This window comes from Acidobacteriota bacterium, from assembly GCA_022340665.1.
In the GTDB taxonomy this organism is placed as follows: domain Bacteria; phylum Acidobacteriota; class Thermoanaerobaculia; order Thermoanaerobaculales; family Sulfomarinibacteraceae; genus Sulfomarinibacter.
The window spans coordinates 48,402-66,868 of sequence record JAJDNM010000132.1; the positions used below are offsets into that span (position 1 = coordinate 48,402).

Here is an 18,467-nt window from a genome sequence, read left to right on the forward strand (position 1 = left end):
AGAGAGAAGGGACAGAGGAGAAAAGGAGCGGAGGGGCCACCCACCCCCTACCCTACCCCTTTTCTCCTTTTCTCCTCTACATTTCCGGCGAATGGCGTTTGGCTGACGACTCCACATTTCCTCGCTGGCACGGGCATTGCTGTCTTCAGCGGCAACGGTGGCAACGAGAGCCATCGGGGAGGCAGTCATGAGATACCACCGACGGAACGCTATTCTCGCAACTCTTGTCGCTTTGATCGCGGTCGGGACGGCTCCGCCGGTCGAAGGGAGCGGTTTCGGTGTCCACCTGGGAGGCGGCGGTTTTGGCGTGTCGGTGGGCTTCGGTGATTGGGGAATCTACACCAGATCGTGGGCCGATCCCTATTGGTCGATCGACTTCCACGCCGCCCTCTCGGGTTACGGCCGGTGGGTCTGGGTGGATGGCCTTGGCCGCGTTTGGAGGCCCTGGGTCACGACCTCCTGGCGTCCCTACACATATGGCCGGTGGGTCTCCACCGACTTCGGCCTGACCTGGGTGTCGTATGAACCCTGGGGCTACATCCCTCACCACTACGGAAACTGGGCCTACAGCTCTTTCGGCTGGGTGTGGGTACCCGGTTATGATTACTCCTGCGCGAATGTGGTCTGGGTCGGTTCCGCCCACTACGTCGGCTGGTATGCGCGGCCACCGGTGGGCTGGAGCCACGCCGCTCACGGCTTCCGTCACGGCTACACATACGGCCATCGGGACGGTTACGTCAGCGGATACCGCAGTGGCTACGCTGACGGCTGGTACGACGCCCGTTACGGCACCTTTGTCGGCTGGAAAGACCTCGGGACCGACAACGTATCCCGCCATGCGGTCGCCCACAAGGTGGCGTCGCGGAACCACCTCGAAGCTTTGAAGGGCAGCCCGACCAGCTCCGAAATCCGGCGTCGAGGCGCGCCGGAAATCTCCAGAACACGGCTGTCCCGGAGAACGGCGACGATGGACGGGCGCAAGATCACGATTGCCCGCCCCGAGGGCATGGCGACGAGCATCGAGCGTCACGCTACCGACACCGTCGGTCGGGCGCTCTCGGAAGACGCGCGCACCCGGCGTCAGCCCCTGGTCCGGCCGCGGTCCCAGACGGCTGTCGCGAAAACGGGTCAGCTGACACGCGAGGACGGTTCTCGAGAAAGACTTTCAAAGCCGAGCGTTCATCCGCCCCGGGTCGCACCCTCATCGCGCACCGAGCGATCCAGCCGCTCGACGTCGGCCGCCAAAACCCGGTCGTTGCGGAGTGCGACTCTGAAAAACGAGGCTCGGGCTCCAGGCTCGCCATCCATCTCGCGTTCGCGCAACTCGGAAGTTGATCTCCGCCGATCCAACAATCGGTCAGCCCCTGCGGAAACCCGACAACTTCGGAGTGTTTCTGCCAGCCAAAAACGTGCGACCAGCGCCACCTCCAAGAGCCGGCGGGTGCGCACGTCGCCGGAAGCGGCGACCTCGCAGCGGTCACGATTGCGCTCGAAGGTCGTCGATACTTCGAGCCGCCGAACCTCAGCAGCAACGACCCGTAACATCGAATCGAAACGTGTCCGCGCAAAGGGAGAACGGTCGGCCTCTGCTCGTACGAGGCCCGTGCCTGACGAGAAACCAAGGAGAGTGTCTGCGCAGCGGCGGAGGCGCTGAACATCACCATCGGGCGGGGCGGCAATCGGCCGCCCCGCCCACCCCACTTGATGAATTCTGGATTTGGGATTTGGGATTTTCCTGATCCGGTAATCGCCGCACGATGCTGGATGCTGGATGCTGGATGCAACAAATCGAAGTTCGTCCGATTGAATTTTCAAGGGAGGGTAGGCGGATCCAGGATCTAGCATCTCGTATCCAGAATCGGGCGAAACCCCCAATTCCAAAAATCCTCATTCCTCATTCCGAATTCCGAGTTCGTATTTTCCCCGTGCTAGCATGCCGCAATGGGTGACAGCTCCGACTCGGTGCGAAAAGAGGTCGAGCGATCTCTCGAACGGTGTCTGGAGTGGAGCCGACTCGGGCGCCACCGAAGGGTCGTCACCGAGGTCGACCGAAGACTCCGGACACTCCCGGATCTCCCGCAACTCGAGGCCACCCTGCTCATCTGGAAGGCTCAGGCGCTTCTGGCAATGGGATTCCCGGACGAAGCGCTCTCACCGGCGGCACGATCGTGGGAGCTCGAACCATCCCCGCACGCCTGCCATCTCCAATCGAACGCGCTCGAAGCCATCGGAGACCTGGACGGATCAGAAGACCTGCTTCGAATGGGTCGACGAATCTTCCCGAAAGCGGCACATTTGCCGGTCCAACTTGCGGTGATCCTTTCGGATCAGGGACGCTTCCCCGAGGCCCTCGACGTCCTCGAGGATATCGAAATCGATGATCGGATTCCCGAAGACCTTCAAGTTTTTCTCTTTGGCATGCGCTCGAACCTGCTCGCGGCCATGGGTCGCTGGGCGGAGGCGGAAGAAGCGCTCCACGAAGGACTCGGATCTCACCCGGAGTGCCGCGTGTTGGAAGATGCCCGGGATGCCCTGCAGCACGCGAGGAAACGAGCTCGTGCAGTGGACGAGCTGGTGACATCCTGGAGCAGGGGAATGGATGAACTTGATGGGTCAGCCTGCGAGTTCGACGAAGCGATCCTGCGATGCGGAGCGGTGAACGAGCTACCGGAACTCGTGACCCTTGCCGCCCGGCGGCTGTGGCGCGCCTTCATCGAGCAGGAGCAACCCAGACTGCAGGCACCCGACCCTTGGAGCGCGGCGCTTATTCTGGCGATCCTCGAACTCGACGAATGCCGGCCGTCCATTGCGATGATCGCTCGTTCCGTCGGCAGCAGTCCGTCCAGCGTTGGAACAGCGTTGTCGAGGTTGCGTGCATTTTTGTCGTCCCTGGATCCCGAGTTCCGGATGCGCGCGTTCGCAGCGAACAAGAACCCACGGCTGGACGGTCTCCCGTCGACGCCGCGATTCAAAGAAAGGCCTGCCGATGTCGTACCCTTCCCGGAGCACTGACATGTCCCAGCGACTGACGTCACGCTGCCTTCCTACAGCTCTCGTTTGCCTCATGGGCACCCTGCTTTTTCAGGCTCCGGTGGGTGCGGCGCAACGGGACCACAGCGCGAGCGAACGATTCCCGTCGGCTGCGGCGAAGCACGTCGAGGTCGACGTGGGGAGCCTGGATGTGCGGCTACGAACAGCAGACCTCACTCAGATCGAAGCGGACGTAAGGCTCCATATAGGCGGCACCGGAGAAGAAAAGGCCGAACGGTGGATCGAGAATCACACCCCCTCGTTCACCGATTCGGAAGACCATCTGCACATCACGGTCGAGCCTGCAAAGACCGGCTTCCTCGGTTTCGGGAGTCTCTCGGCCAGCGCACGCCTTTTCCTCCTCACGCCTGGCGACATCGTCCCCGACATCACCACGACCAGCGGGAGCATTCTGGTTCACGGCGATTTTCCAAATGCGCGTCCCCTTCATCTGCGATCATCGACCGGTGACGTGGACTTGACTGGAGCGGCACGATCGCTGGATTTCAGATCATCGGCGGGAGACGCCAGAATCGAGGTCATCCGCCCTCTAGAATCGATCACGGCTCGAACCGCCTCAGGTGACGTCAGCCTGACCGGCGGAGCACAGAGAGCGCGTGTGGACACGGCCTCAGGCCGGATCTGGCTCGAAAACCTTTCGGGTGATGTCGAGGTCAGTACTTCGACCGCGAAGATTACACTCAGCTGGGACCGCCTCGAACCCGATGCAATGGTGCGAGTCCGGTCTTCATCCGGCCGCGTCCAGCTCATCGTTCCGGATGGAGTCCGCCCACGGGGATCGCTGACCACCACCACCGGGTCGGTCCGTAGCGAGTTCCCGGGAGAGGTCACCGAAGGCGGCACGACGCTTCGTCTTGCCGGCGACGGCCCCGTCTTCGACGTCGAAACCGCCTCGGGAGAGATTCAACTGACCGTTGGCGAGGCCTGGGACTGATCAGAATTCCCGCGGAATCTTCAGATCGACCTCGAACTTTTTTTCAGAAATCGCGTTCTATTATGTGAGCCGCGCTGGCGGCAAGAGAGGTGTCCGACGATGAAGAAACTCGCACTGATGATGTCGATTGTGTTCGTTTTCGCGCTATCCGCCGACGCCGCGGGTCCGAAAACCCTGACACGGACCATCGAAGGCGGAGATATTGGGTTTTTGAAGCTCGACAGCGGAATCGGAGACATCACGATAACCGCCAATACCGATCAGAAGGACATCGCAATCGAGGTCATCCTGACGCCCCGTCGGGGAGGCTTTTTCTCATCCAAACGTCAGGCCGAGAGAGATGTCGATGCCGCGACCTTGGAAGCGGTGGTAGAGAAAGACCGTCTCAGTCTTTGGATCGAGTCGTCTGAAGACAAGGAGGACCGGCGTTTCGAGGAACAGTGGAACATCACGGTACCGGCTCGTCTGAAGATCCGGCTCGACCATGGTGTCGGCGACATCGAGGTTGACGGAGTTGTCGCCGGCGTGGAGCTCGACTCCGGTGTCGGAGACGTGGCAATCGAGGTTCCAGAGGGCAATGTGAACGTCGATCTCGGAGTCGGAACGGCGGTGGTTCGCGCACCGGCCATGGCATACGGTGCCGCAGAAGCCGCGGGAGGCGTCGGTGACGCACGCCTCACCGTCCACGGAAAAAAGGTCGACGGCGGAGGGTTCATCGCCAAAGCGGCCTCTTGGACCGGAGACGGCAGCTATCGTATCCAGGTCTCGGTCGGCGTCGGAGATGCCATCATCAAACTCGACTGACGAACCCTGGTTCGAATTCTGAATTCTGAATTCAAAATTCTAAATAACCGACGCCCCGCGGGCGTCTTGACTCACCTTCTCTTTCTCCGAGGTTGCAGGTGAAGGATTCAAAATCCAAAATGACGTGATGACGGGCTCGTCCGACGAGCCCAGTCAGAACGTCATCCCGAGCGGAGCGCCAAAGGCGCGAAGTCGAGGGATCTCTGTCCCAGGCCGAGGCGCACTACTGACGTGCCTACAGATCCCTCGATTCGGTCGCTACCTCACTCTGGATGACATCGCAGCGCCGGGCGGCATCCCTCATTCCGATTTCCGAAATCCTCATTCAAACTTCCTCCCTGCTACACTTCGATCGTTCGTAATCGAGGTCGAGGAGGGTGCTCATGGAGCCGTCGTCAGAATCCACCAAGGTCTTGCCCCAGAACGCATTTCGTGAGCTCGAGCCCGGCGAATCGTACACGCCTGTTGTGCCAGCCGACGATACGCGGCCGGAGGTCACGGCGCGGTCGGTGATCATCGGCGTCATCATGGTGGTGATCTTCACCTTTGCCGCCGCCTACATCGGCCTCAAAACCGGCAACGTCATCGAAACCTCGATCCCGATCGCGATTCTCGCAGTGTTCCTGGGCACGCTCTTCGCCCGCCGCAACAGCCTGCTCGAAAACGTGATCATCCAGTCGATCGGGCAGGCCGCGGGTGTGGTCGTCGCCGGCGCGATCTTCACGATCCCCGCGCTCTATATCCTCGATCTCAAACCATCGTTCCTGCAGATCTTCTTCTCGTGCCTGTTCGGCGGATACCTGGGCGTGGTGCTGCTTATTCCGCTGCGACGGTACTTCGTCAAGGACCTGCACGGCCAGCTCCCCTTCCCCGAGGGCACCGCCATCGCGAACGTCCTCGCGACCGGAGAAAAATCCAAGGGCTCGGCCGGGAAAGTGTTGTTGATGGCCTTCGGCCTGGGCTTTGTCTATGACCTTATCGTGGAATTCCTCCATCTGTGGAACCATCATCTGAGCTCGAAGGTGCTCTTCGGTTCCTTTGGACAGCGCATGGCCGACCTGCGTTTCGAGATTCGCCTCAATGCCACCGCAGTCTACTTCGGCCTCGGCTACATCATCGGAGTTCGCTACGCCGCCATCATCGCCGCCGGTTCTGTTCTTTCCGTACTGGTGTTGGTTCCCCTGATCTATTTCGCGGCCAACGGGTTGACGGTTCCCCTGACGCCGCCGGCGGTGGAATCGTTGATCGCCGACATGGACTCCGCTCAGATATTCGGAAACTACGTGCGCCCAATCGGTATCGGCTGTATCGCCGTCGCCGGAATCATCGGAATCCTCAAGATGGGAAAGATCATCGTTTCCTCCGTGTCGCTCGCCTTCAAGGGACTGGTCGGTGGAGGTGACGGCGGCGACGACATTCGCACCGATCGCGACATGCCCCCGCGCAACACCTTCCTGATCGAGATCGGAGCGGTCGTCGGCATGTTCCTGCTCTTCTGGTTCATCAGCGGCAGCGCTGCGACCGCTCTCGTCGGAACAGTCATCACCTTCATTCTGGCGTTTCTGTTCACTCCGGTGGCTGCACGGGCGATCGCGATCGTCGGCGTCAATCCCGTTTCCGGTATGACGATGTTGACATTGATCATTGCCTGCCTGGCTCTGGTCGCCACCGGCCTCGGAGGGGACGCGCTCGGGATGTCGGTTGCCCTGGTCGTCGGTTGTGCGGTCTGCACTGCGCTCTCCACGTCGGGCGCATTCATCACCGATCTCAAGGTCGGTTACTGGCTCGGGGCCAGTCCGTACCAGCAGGAGCGCTGGAAGTTTCTCGGGATCCTCGTCGCCTCCCTCAGCGTCGGCGCGGTGATCTGGGTGCTCGCTACCTCTTACGGATTCATGATCGCCGACGGCACCGGCCAGATGGTGGCCAACCCGGACCTTCCGGCACCGCAGGGCAATCTGATGGCGACCATCGTCTCTTCGGTGATGGGTGGCGAGCAACAGGCGATCGTCCTCTTCCTGCTCGGCGGCATCATCGCGGTGATGTTGGAGATGGCTAAGGTGCCCGCGCTGGCCTTCGGACTCGGCATGTACCTGCCGATCGAAATCAACATGGCGGTGTTTTTCGGAGCCGCGGTCGGACACTTCATTTCCAAGAGCGGTCGGACTGAAGCGGAACGAGAAGCCCGAAAGGAACAGGGCACCCTCATCGCCTCGGGGCTGATGGCGGGGGCCGCCATCATTGGCACCATTGGCGCCATACTCCTGCTGCCGCAGCTTGGTGAGTCGATGCTCATGGTCGATGTTCTCCACCACTCCGAACAGGGTGCGAACACCTTCGCCACCTGGTACGAAGGGCTGGGTGGTCAGCTGGTCAGTGTTCTCGGACTCGCGGCGTTGGTCGCGTGTTGTTACTTCCTGGCGAAGAAGGGTGCCGAGTGGCAGCTCGAGGAAGAAAGCGGCGAGGAGGCGTAAAGGACCGGAAGCCCAACCCGAGAATGAATTCTGACTCGCTGGGCCAGAAAAGGAGCGGAGGGGAAAAGGAGAAGAGGAGAGGCTGATTGTGCTCCTCTGCCCCTTTTACCCTTTTCACCTTCTCAGCCCCCCACCTCGAGCCGTGCCTCGAGGGCCTCGATCAGTTCACCTTCATTGTCGAAGACTGTCGGAAGCGGACGATGCGTGCCGGGAGGGGGTTTCAACACCCAGCTATTAAGGCACCAGACCGGGGTGCCGCTCTTCAGCGCGAGAGCAATTTCAGACAGGGTGCCCGGGCCGCCGCCAATGGCGACGCACAGATCTGCCGACAAGACGTTGAAGGCATTTCGTGCGCTACCCGAACCGGTATAGATCGGCAGGCGAACCCATCGATTGGGGTAGCCAGCGCCGGGTCCTGCGGTCGGCAGTACGCCCACCGTGATTCCCCCGGCCTCGGCAGCTCCCCGGCTTGCGGCCTCCATGACTCCGCGACCACCACCGGTCAGCACCACCCATTGTGCGCGGGCGGCGGCCGCTCCCACACGTTCGGCAATCGCGTTTTCCTCCGGCGACGCATCCGAAGGACCAAGAACAGCGAGGACATGGAATGGCGTTACATCGGATTGGCCGATTGTCTTCATCCCACCCTCATCCAATCCTCTTCAATTTTCAAAAAAACGCCCGGGCGTTGCCCGGGCGATTTCGAATGAAAATTGATGGACTACTCCATCACCACCAGGGTCACGCGGCGGTTCTGGGCGCGACCATCTTTGGTGGAGTTGTCGGCGATCGGCTTGTACTCGCCGTAGGAAATCGTGTTCATCCGGAACAGCGGCACACCGAGCTCCATGTTGAGGTACTGGAGAACGGCGTCGGCACGCTGCTGGCCGAGCTTGAGATTGTAGACCTCGCTGCCGATGTTATCGGTGTGGCCCTGGATCTCGACGTACGCGTCCTTCGAGATGCCCCTGACCTTGGCAGCAAAGGCGTCGAGAGCAGCCTTGGCGCCATCGGAGAGATTGGCGTGATTGAACGCGAAGGTCACGTCGTTCACCGCCAGGGTCTCTTCATACAGGAACTTGCCCTGCGCAAGCACTCCAGCCTCTTCAGCGCGCTTCAGCGCATCGTTGGCTGTCTCCGACAGCTTGGCGACATCGGCCTCGAGCTTGGCCTGCTGGGCGGCCAGGTCCGAGATGCCCTGCTGATTGGCTTCGAGGCTGTCCTGAATCTCGTGAATCTTGGTGTTGGTGACCTGGCCGTAGGTCGAAATCTGCTCGTTGACCCACGACTTGGTCGCGCAGCCAGTCAGACCAACTGTCGCCACCAGAAGCAGCACCAAAACCGGGGAAAGGGTTTTCCGCATCATCCACCTCCAAAATTAGTCGTTGCTCTATTTATTTTCTGCTGACTCCGACTAGCACGGCGATACTATAACACATTCTCGGGTGCAAGCCTCGTGTCTCATATCAGCGAGAATCCTTACCAGTCAATACATTTCAGCTCAGACACGTCGACCTCGGCGGCGCAATCGACGACGCCGTCCACCAGGCGCACCAGTACCGGGGTCTGCAGGAACCAATCGATGCCTGCCGGCAACTCGGCCATCTGGCACTCCGAACACGCGAAGGGTTGGAGGTTTTCGGTTGGGAAACCGTCGCGTTCCGGCACCGCGATGGCGGTCGTTGGAACGCGCAGTGAACCGCTGAAAAAAACCTCCATGAGCTCGTGACAGTGTTCGCAGTCCTTTCGATAAAAGATAATGTAGTGCGAAGCAACATCAATGTTTTCAGGGAGATTTCGAATCCAGGATGCGATCTCCAGCTGCCGGAAGGAGCGGCCGATCCAATCATCGTACTGCGGGAGGTAGTATCCATCGGACGGTAATTCGGAGACACCCTCGGTTCCCGTGCTCGCTCGCTCACTCTCTCCGTCTCCCGTTGCGGACGGAGCCGGTGCCGGTAGGCCGAAGGCGACGGCCACGCTCAGCACGGTCCACAACCCTGCGGCGACCACCCTGGTTGTCGGAAGAATTGGAGTCAGCCGGAGCCTCGGTTCGCCGTGTCCGAGAATCAATAATCCGAAGAGGAATGTGAGGTCCGTCACAAGTGTAACCCAGGGATTCACCTCGATCGCACCGAAACAGCCGCAGCTCGAAGCCCCCAGTAGCAGATCGCCGATCAGAACCGGTACGAAGGTGGCGAGCATCGCAATCCCGAGCCATCGGGCCAACGGTGGCAGCAGGATCATGACTCCGGCACCGATGAGCTCCGCCGCGATCGAAAACCTGAGGACGAATAGAAGATCGATGCCGAGTTCGCCACACCATTTGATGAGGGCAGCCGGCAGATGAACCGGGCTAAGGTCCATCAATTTCAAGACTGCTCCGGTCGCCAGCCACAGGGGCAGCAACACACGGGCCATCGCAACCGCGATCGTTCCTGCAGCACCCTTTTTCATTGCCTCAGCCCCATTCGGTCCTACATCCACGCTTGAATTCCTCCAGACCACACGAATTGCCGAACCAGGTTTGAGTTATGAGTTTTGAGTTCCAGCCCACCCGTATTGCGGCGTTGGGGTGGGCGGATGGCAACTCAAGACTTTGAACTCAACATTTTTTAACCTTCCGTATTCGTTTTACCGTTGATTTCGTCTCCAGGCGAAGGGGCGCGGAGGCTTTTTACAGATCGCTGACGTCGCCCCCGAGCCCTCCCCAGACCTCAGCCTCGACATCAGCCGCAATCCGGCGAGTTGCGCGCACGGCTTTGTCGGCGCGCTCGAGCATCGTCTTCGCATCCGGATCGTCAGCCATGTCCACGAGATTGATGCGCACATTCATCGCCGCTCCGAGGGCCGCCGCTCGAGCCATCCCGGCGCCCACTCCAGCGTCCGACGCCGACGCCTCCATACCGAGGTTCCGAGACTGGGCGCACAGCTCGGCGATCTCGGGGCACGCCTCCGCAACCTCGAGCGGCACCCTTGCCGCGCCAAGCGTCGCTTCCCTGACAGCTGTCTTCTTTTCGGGCCCCGTCACCCTGTTCGCCTCCATCAGAGCCTGGAATGACCAGGTATCTTCGTCGATCGCATCCAGGAGTTTCTGCTTGAGGGTCTGCGCCTTGATGGCGACCTCCTCGAGCTCTTCGCGCACCTCGGCGAAATCTGATTTCGGATGGGGTAAATTAGCCACCATCGCGGCCAATGCGGCGCCGAGTGCTCCAGCCAGCGCGGCGACCGACCCGCCACCAGGGGCCGCCGAGTCACGTGAGGTTTCATCGGCAAACTCCTGCAGCGTCATCGACGCCAGGGGGCGTTCAGCTGCCAGGATGTCCTCGATGATTTTCTCCTGAGGCTCGAATGCGGAAACCTCGCTCAAGCCGAGGGATCTGGCCGCGGTATGAACGATATCGGCTTCCGGAACGCCCCGCGAACGACCCATTCGCTCGAGGTAATAGCGGCCCGCCTCGAGGATCGCGCCCCGCGGGATCAGGCCGACGAGCTCTGATCCCGTCACCCTCAAGCCACGCTCGGTGGCACTTTCGACGCACGCCTCGAAGGCGGTATGGACCGGCGTCACGTCAAGGTCCACCAGGTTCATCGAAACTTGTGAGCAGCCATACTCCGGGATGTACCACCCGATGCCCCGGACGGCATTGAGCTTGCCGGGCTGTTGCACCATTTCCCCGTCCGGTCCGGCAACCGTGCGCCCCTTTTCCCGCACGTCGAATGCCACGCGGTTGGCCCAACGCTTGTCGGTGACATTCAGGTTGACGTTGTACGCGACAAGAAATTTGCGGGCGCCGGTCACCATTGCCCCGAATTCGGGTACGAATTCAGCCGGACCGTAGTCCGGGGCGAAGTCGGGATCTTCGAGTTTGGATGGGAGCGCCTCGTACTCGCCCTTGCGAATGTCAGCGAGCGAACGCCGTTCCGGTCGGGTCGCCGCAAACTCGTACAGGAATACCGGAAGACCAAGCTCCTTCCCTACCCGCTCACCGAGTCGGTTGGCGAGTTCGATGCAGTCGTCCATGGTGACGTCCGCCACCGGGACGAAGGGGCAGACGTCGACGGCACCCATCCTGCCGTGGGCGCCCTGATGGGTCCGCATGTCGATCAGACGACGTGCGGCCACTACCAGCTGAAAGGCGCCCTCGAGGACCGCCCCCGGATCCCCGACAAAGGTGATGACCGTGCGGTTGGTTTCGATCCCCGGGTCGACATCGAGCAGCTCGACACCGGAAACGGCCGCGGCCGCCTGGGCTACCTCGTTGTAGATCTCGGGGCGCTGTCCTTCAGAGATGTTCGGCACACATTCGACGATCTTCATCGGATCCTCCAGGCGAGGGCATGCTATGTCGACTACAGTCCGAAGGCAAGCAACATTCAAACGTTTACACGTTGTAACGTTTGAACGTTCCGCCCAACCACCCGTCAGGTCCGTGAGACCGAGGATCGACGGTTGAAAAACGTTCCAATGTTCTAACGTCTTAACGTCTTATCTTCCGTTTGCACCGACTGCTTCCAGGTCGGCGTCAACCATCATACGTACGAGCTCATCGAAGCCCACACGTGGTTCCCAGTCGAGTTCGCGCTGGGCTTTGGAGGCGTCCGACAGCAGCCGATCCACTTCGGCTGGCCGGAAGTATCTCGGATTTACCAAGACCCTTATCGCACCCGTCTTCCGATCGCGGCCGGTTTCTTCGGCGCCTTCTCCACTCCAATCGAGCTCGATGCCGACATGAGCGAATGCATGCTCGCAGAACTCACGCACCGAGTGATCTTCACCAGTGCCGATCACCCAGTCGTCAGCACGATCGACTTGCAGGATTCTCCACATCGCGTCGACGAAATCACCGGCGTAACCCCAGTCGCGGCGCGCTTCCAGATTACCGAGCGAGACCCAATCTCGTCGGCCGCTGACAATCTCCGCCACTGCTCGCGTGATCTTTCGGGTAACGAAATTCTCTCCCCGTCGGGGTGACTCGTGATTGAAGAGGATTCCGTTGGCCGTGAAGAGACCGTAGGCTTCGCGAAAGTTGACCGTTGCCCAAAAAGAGTAGAGCTTGGCAACCGCGTAAGGCGAGCGCGGGTGAAACGGGGTGTCCTCGTTTTGCGGCACCTCTGCCACCTCGCCGAAGAGCTCGGAGGACGAAGCCTGATAGAAACGAGCGTCCGGAACGACCTGTCGCACCGCTTCGAGGAGCCGGACTGTGCCGAGGCCCGTAACCTCGCCCGTGTAGGTCGGCATCGTGAATGAAATGCCAACGTGGGACTGAGCCGCGAGGTTGTAGATCTCGTCCGGTTTCACTTTGGCCAACACCGTGATCAGCGACTCGCTGTCGCCCAGGTCTCCATAGTGAAGGCGCAAATGGCGGTCACCTATCGCACCCTTGCGAAGGTGATCGATGCGACTGCGGTTGAAGGTCGAGGATCGACGCACGAAACCGTGCACCTCGTAGCCTTTCTCGAGCAGCAGCTCTGCCAGGTAGGAACCGTCCTGACCGGTGACGCCAGTGATCAATGCCTTTTTCATGCGGCGGAGTCTAGCAGAGGGATTGGGAAGGGGATGTGCTCTTCATCCAACCCGCTTCGGTGAGAACGATCGTCGACGCTTCGCATACCGTCTCCCGTCGGCGGTCATGGTGCCACTCTTCGCATCGTCCGCCCTCGAGCCGTCACTCGGCTGAAGGGCGACGAATTCAGACAATTCGAGGGTGGCACCGGTGTCGTCGAAGCGGTTTCGCGTCTCTCACGGGTAGGTCAGTCGATGCGGTAGTTCGGTGCTTCCTTCGTCACGACAACGTCGTGAGCATGGCTCTCTTTGAGACCCGCTCCGGTAACGCGGATGAAACGAGCCTTGGTATGGAGATCCTCGATCTTCGAGCAGCCGGAAAGTCCCATCCCGGCGCGGAGGCCGCCAACCAGCTGGGTCAGCTGATCGGCCAGCGGCCCCTTGAACGGAACCATTCCTTCGATACCCTCGGGCACGAGCTTGGCGAGGTCCCCGCCGCTCTGCTGGAAGTACCGATCTCCAGAGCCCTCGACCTCCTTCATCGCTCCGATCGAACCCATCCCCCGATAGGCCTTGAAGGTGCGGCCCTGGTAGAGGATCTGCTCTCCAGGCGACTCCTCGACGCCGGCGAAAAGAGAACCGATCATCACGACGTCCGCTCCCGCGGCCAACGCCTTGGCGATGTCTCCTGAGTACCGGATGCCCCCATCCGCGATGACAGGTATGCCCTGCTCCCTGGCCGCCTTCGCGCACTCCATCACCGCCGTGATCTGCGGCATGCCGGCACCGGTCACCACCCGCGTGGTACAGATGGAGCCCGGTCCGATACCGACCTTGATGGCGTCGACTCCGAGATCTATGAGGTCCCGTGCCGCCCCATCGGTGGCGATATTGCCCACGATCAACGGCGTATCCGGAAAATCTTTCTTGATCTTCTTCGTTGCCTCCATGACGCCCCGCGAATGAGCATGGGAGCTGTCGAGGCAGAGCACATCGACGTGGCGCTCGATCAGTGCCGCGCACCGCTCGGCAAGATCGCCGGTGACGCCGACGCCAGCCGCCACTCTCAACCTCCCGAGAACGTCCTTGCAGGCGTTCGGGTAGTCGTGAGCCTTCTTGATGTCCTTGACCGTGATCAGGCCCTTGAGGTTGCCCTCCTCGTCGACGACCAGGAGTTTTTCGATCCGATTCTGATGCAACAGGACCTTCGCCTCGTCAAGAGTCGTTCCGACCGGCGCAGTGACGAGGTTATCCTTGGTCATGAAGTCCGCGATCGGACGGTCGAATTCCGTGCAGAACCTCAGGTCGCGATTGGTCAAAATGCCCTTGAGCTGGCCGTGGCTGTCGATCACTGGTAGGCCCGAGATTTTGTAGCGAGCCATCACGTCCAACGCTTCGCTGACGGATTGCTCGGGGTGGACCGTCACCGGGTCCACGATCATGCCCGATTCGGACCGCTTGACGCGATCGATTTCTTCCGCCTGGCGCTCGATCGACATGTTCTTGTGAACCACGCCGAGACCACCATGCTGGGCCATTGCGATCGCCATGTTGGCTTCGGTCACCGTGTCCATGGCGGCCGAGATGATCGGCAGATTGAGGCCGATGCCGGTTCCGGTCAGTCGTGTCGAGACGTCGACCGCGTTCGGGTGAACCTCGGACCGCCACGGAACCAGAATCACGTCGTCGAAGGTCAGGCCAACCGGAATCTTGTCGTCCATCCCCTACCCTTTCTGAACGTTAGCCGCCCCGTGGCATTTTTTGTACTTCTTGCCGGAACCGCAGGGGCACGGATCGTTTCGGCCCACCTTTGGTTGGTTGCGTCGGACGGTGGTCGGCTTGGCGTCCGGCGCACTCACCGGCGTATTCGCCGCTCTCTCCTGTTGCGCGTGCGAAGAGGCCAACCCCTGTGCCTCGGGATGCGACAGGGTCGTGCTGACGCCCCTTCGTTTGAGTTGCATGTCTTCGACCGGCTCGGCGTGGTAGAGGAACTTGACAACGTGGTCTTCGATCCGCTCCCACATATCCTCGAAGAGAGCGAACGACTCCCGCTTGTACTCGACCAACGGGTTGCGTTGCCCGTAGGCCCTCAGGCCGATGCCCTCACGAAGGTGATCGAGGGCGAGCAGGTGGTCTTTCCACTGACGGTCAACCGTATCCAGGAGGAGGAATTTTTCGAGCCGGGCGAACTCCGCTTCCCCGAACTCCTCGGCTCGCTGCTCATAGTGGGCCTTCGCGCCCTCGACCAGCATTTCTTCGAGTTGCGGCCGATTGACAGTCGCCCAGTCCACACCGAGTTCTTCTACCGTAAGCCCGAAGTAACTGCGATACTCCTTCTCGAGGCCATCGGCCTCCCAATCCGCCGGATCACTTTCCTCGGGGCAGTAGTGATCCACCAGAGAGGCGATAATCTCGTCGACCACCCGCATGATGTAGTTTCGACCCTCGAGCCCTTCGAGAATCCGGCGCCGCAAGCTGTACACCGCCTCCCGCTGCTTGTTCATGACATCGTCGTACTCGAGAAGGTGCTTGCGGATTTCGAAGTTGCGCCCTTCGACCTGCTTCTGCGCGCGCTCGATGGACTTCGACACCATTTTGGATTCGATCGGGATGTCCTCTTCCATCCCGAGACGATCCATCATTTTTCGCACCCAATCAGATGCGAAGATCCTCATGAGGTCGTCCTCGAGCGAGAGAAAGAAGCGAGACGAACCCGGATCGCCCTGCCGGCCGCAGCGGCCACGGAGCTGGTTGTCGATGCGTCGTGATTCGTGGCGTTCGGTGCCGAGGATGTGCAGACCTCCCGCTTCGAGCACTTGTTTTTTCTGCTCGGCGCATTGCTCTTCATACCGGGCCAGCGCGCTGGAATACTCCTCCTCGTCGCTGGCCGGATCAGCTTCTATTCTGGCCAGGCTATCCGGGTTGCCTCCGAGCACGATGTCGGTACCTCGGCCAGCCATGTTGGTGGCTATGGTCACCGCCCCGAGTCGCCCTGCCTGCGCCACGATATCGGCCTCCCGTTCGTGGTATTTGGCGTTCAGGACGACATGCTTGATCTTTCTCCTCTGGAGGAGTTTCGAGAGCTTCTCGGAGTTCTCGATCGACACCGTTCCAACCAGCACCGGCTGCCCGTTGGCGTTGCACTCCTGGATTTCGTCGATCACCGCGCGAAACTTCTCCTTCTCGGTCTTGTAGACGACGTCGGCATGGTCAGCCCGAATCATCGGCATGTTGGTCGGGATGACCGACACGTCGAGTCCGTAGATTTTCTCGAACTCCTCGGCCTCGGTTTCAGCCGTTCCAGTCATGCCGGCGAGCTTGTCGTACATCCGGAAGTAGTTCTGCAGGGTTACCGTGGCCAGGGTTTGATTCTCGGACTGAATTTTGACCTTTTCCTTCGCCTCCACAGCCTGGTGGAGGCCGTCGGACCAGCGCCGGCCAGCCATCAGCCGTCCAGTGAACTCGTCGACGATGGTGACCTCGCCGTCTTTGACGATGTACTCCTTGTCGCGTTGATAGAGAGAGTGAGCGCGAAGCGCCTGATTGACAGCGTGCAGAATCTCGATGTTGGACGGTTCATAAAGGTTGTCCACACCGAGCATCTTTTCCGCTCGCGCCACACCCTGTTCGGTGAGCGACGCAGACTGCCCTTTCTCGTCGACCAAGTAGTCGCCGGTCACCTCCTTGTTCCCGTGCTTGTCCTCTATCTCCTCACCCTTTCGAAGCCGGGGAACGATGGCGTCGACCTTGTAGTAGAGGTCTACTGAAACTTCCGACGGACCGGATATGATCAACGGCGTCCGCGCTTCGTCGACCAAGATCGAGTCGACCTCGTCGACAATCGCGAAAACGTGATCGCGCTGCACCATTCGATCGAGCTCGAATTTCATGTTGTCGCGCAGGTAATCGAACCCGAACTCGTTGTTTGTGCCGTAAGTGATGTCGGCGGTGTAAGCCTCCTTCCGCTCGGCATCGTTCATCGAATTCTGGATGCATCCCACCGAGAGGCCCAGGAACTCATATATCCGGCCCATCCACTCCGCATCGCGCCGTGCCAAGTAATCATTGACAGTGACCACGTGGACGCCACGTCCGGTCAACGCGTTGAGGGCAACTGGGAGGGTCGCGACCAGCGTTTTGCCCTCTCCGGTACGCATCTCCGCGATGCGACCCTCGTGGAGGACGATTCCGCCCATCAACTGAACATCGAAATGGCGCATCCCAGTTGTCCGTTTACTCGCTTCACGGACGAGCGCAAACACCTCTTCGAGCTCGGGGTCGAGAAGCCCCTGCACCTTTACGCTTCGCTCACGCCGATCCTCCGGCAGGTCGGTGACCGCGGCCTGCACCCGTTCCCTGATCGCCTGGAATCGACTGCGCAGGGCATCGTCGTCGAGCGTTTCCAGTTCCGCTTCGTATGCATTGATGGCCTCGACAACCGGTCGCATGCGCTTCACATCGCGCTCGTGCTTCGACCCGATTACGAGCTCAATACCTTTCTCGAATAGGTTCATCCAAGACACCTCGTTGATGACAAAATGCCGGGGGAACCCCCGGCGCGACGTTTACTCCCGGATTCTCGGCACCGGCACCGTCGCCGGTTCTCGGCAGCCTAATCCAGCGCGCCGCCGAATGCAACGACACCAAGGTTTGATTTATGAATTTTGAGTTTTGAATTCCCATCCATCCCCCCGGTTTTCAGGGGTGGGTTGGGGGGATTCAAAATTGAGAATTGAGAATTCAAAATTGAAAAGGAGTTTCCGCGATGCAAAAACGCACCCCAAGGGGCGCGTGGAAAAGCTTCGGGTAGGTGCCGTCTAGAAGGCGTCGAGGATGAAGTAGAGCGGGTTCTTCGCCGCGCCATCTTCGTGAACCTCGTAGTGCAAATGAGGCCCGGTCGATCGCCCGGTGTTTCCAAGGGCACCGATCTCTTGCCCGCGGCTGACGACGTCACCTGGCTCGACATCGATTCTGTCCAAGTGACCGTACACTGTCGTGAAACCGAAATCGTGCGAGATGCGAACCGTCTTGCCGAGGCCGCCGTTACGCCCGGAGAACACCACGATACCGTCCGCCGGTGCCTTGATCGGAGTTCCCCGTCGAGCCGAGATATCCAGACCGCGGTGGAAAGCCAGTCGGCCGGTGAACGGGTCCTTGCGGCGACCGAAACCATCGGTGATCAAACCAAAGACCGGCGCGACTGTCGGTGTCGATGCAAGGACTTTCCCCTGTTCGCTCAATCGACCCTCGACCAGGTCCAGCTGAGCCTGAACCCAGCGACCTTGAGCTGTCAAAACCTCCGGGGATTCAGGGAGTCGGTCATACGGGCCTCCGCTTCCGACTCGGATCTGCGACCCTGCCGGACTCGCGAATCCCGCACCTGCCGACTCCATGCCCGCAGCAAGGGCGAGCCTGGCGGTCCGCTCCTCGAACTCATCGAGTCGGCCCTGCACCTCGGAGACCGTGACTTCGAGCTGCTGGTTGACCTTCGCGAGCTCCGCGTTTTCACTTTTCAGACGCTGCACTTCGAGCCGACGATTGACGGCGTTTCCGGTGAAGGCAATCGCTATCACCGAGAGAATCAAGGCGGTCAAAACGAAGCAGGACGCCATCACCAGAGTCTTCGTAGAGAACGAAAACTTGAGGAACCGCGCTTTGTTGTGGGGCACGATGATAATCGTGTTCATACGCCCGGGCATAG

General features: G+C 60.5%; 13 protein-coding genes. 5 read left to right on the forward strand and 8 right to left on the reverse strand.

Annotation, left to right across the window (positions count from 1 at the left end; all coding sequences use genetic code 11):
• Positions 1-187: 187 nt before the first annotated feature.
• From LJE93_14730 to LJE93_14750, 5 genes are all read left to right on the forward strand, one after another.
• Complete coding sequence (locus LJE93_14730) at positions 188-1,654, forward strand: hypothetical protein (GenBank protein ID MCG6950165.1); 1,467 nt, start codon at positions 188-190, stop codon at positions 1,652-1,654.
• 287 nt (positions 1,655-1,941) lie between these two features.
• Positions 1,942-3,012 carry a hypothetical protein gene (locus LJE93_14735; protein MCG6950166.1) on the forward strand — a complete coding sequence of 357 codons (1,071 nt, stop codon included), beginning with the start codon at positions 1,942-1,944 and terminating at the stop codon, positions 3,010-3,012.
• A 1-nt stretch (position 3,013) separates the two neighbouring features.
• Positions 3,014-3,985, forward strand: coding sequence for a DUF4097 domain-containing protein (locus tag LJE93_14740; protein ID MCG6950167.1), 972 nt, complete (start codon positions 3,014-3,016; stop codon positions 3,983-3,985).
• Positions 3,986-4,084: 99 nt separating this feature from the next.
• On the forward strand, positions 4,085-4,789 hold the full coding sequence (locus tag LJE93_14745) for a hypothetical protein (GenBank protein MCG6950168.1): 705 nt from the start codon (positions 4,085-4,087) through the stop codon (positions 4,787-4,789).
• A gap of 383 nt (positions 4,790-5,172) precedes the next feature.
• Positions 5,173-7,260 carry an oligopeptide transporter, OPT family gene (locus LJE93_14750; GenBank protein MCG6950169.1) on the forward strand — a complete coding sequence of 696 codons (2,088 nt, stop codon included), beginning with the start codon at positions 5,173-5,175 and terminating at the stop codon, positions 7,258-7,260.
• Between the two features lie 122 nt (positions 7,261-7,382).
• Here LJE93_14750 and LJE93_14755 read toward each other — a convergent pair whose 3' ends face one another.
• The 8 genes from LJE93_14755 to LJE93_14790 form a co-directional block, all read right to left on the reverse strand.
• Positions 7,383-7,901: a DNA-processing protein DprA gene (locus tag LJE93_14755; GenBank protein MCG6950170.1), complete on the reverse strand. Its 519-nt coding sequence runs from the start codon at positions 7,899-7,901 to the stop codon at positions 7,383-7,385.
• Positions 7,902-7,981: 80 nt separating this feature from the next.
• The gene (locus LJE93_14760) at positions 7,982-8,626 is read right to left on the reverse strand and encodes an OmpA family protein (GenBank protein MCG6950171.1); all 645 of its coding nucleotides are present in this window, start codon (positions 8,624-8,626) and stop codon (positions 7,982-7,984) included.
• A gap of 113 nt (positions 8,627-8,739) precedes the next feature.
• Positions 8,740-9,717, reverse strand: a complete 978-nt coding sequence (locus LJE93_14765; protein MCG6950172.1) for a hypothetical protein — start codon at positions 9,715-9,717, stop codon at positions 8,740-8,742.
• 220 nt (positions 9,718-9,937) lie between these two features.
• A complete protein-coding gene (gene ftcD, locus LJE93_14770) occupies positions 9,938-11,581 on the reverse strand; it encodes a glutamate formimidoyltransferase (GenBank protein ID MCG6950173.1) in 1,644 nt (547 codons plus the stop codon).
• A gap of 168 nt (positions 11,582-11,749) precedes the next feature.
• A complete protein-coding gene (gmd, locus tag LJE93_14775) occupies positions 11,750-12,787 on the reverse strand; it encodes a GDP-mannose 4,6-dehydratase (protein ID MCG6950174.1) in 1,038 nt (345 codons plus the stop codon).
• A gap of 227 nt (positions 12,788-13,014) precedes the next feature.
• Entirely contained in the window at positions 13,015-14,487 is a 1,473-nt protein-coding gene (gene guaB / locus LJE93_14780) for an IMP dehydrogenase (GenBank protein ID MCG6950175.1), read from the reverse strand.
• Positions 14,488-14,490: 3 nt separating this feature from the next.
• Positions 14,491-17,280, reverse strand: coding sequence for a preprotein translocase subunit SecA (gene secA, locus LJE93_14785; protein ID MCG6950176.1), 2,790 nt, complete (start codon positions 17,278-17,280; stop codon positions 14,491-14,493).
• Between the two features lie 303 nt (positions 17,281-17,583).
• Positions 17,584-18,465: a peptidoglycan DD-metalloendopeptidase family protein gene (locus LJE93_14790; protein ID MCG6950177.1), complete on the reverse strand. Its 882-nt coding sequence runs from the start codon at positions 18,463-18,465 to the stop codon at positions 17,584-17,586.
• Between the last annotated feature and the right edge of the window lie 2 nt (positions 18,466-18,467).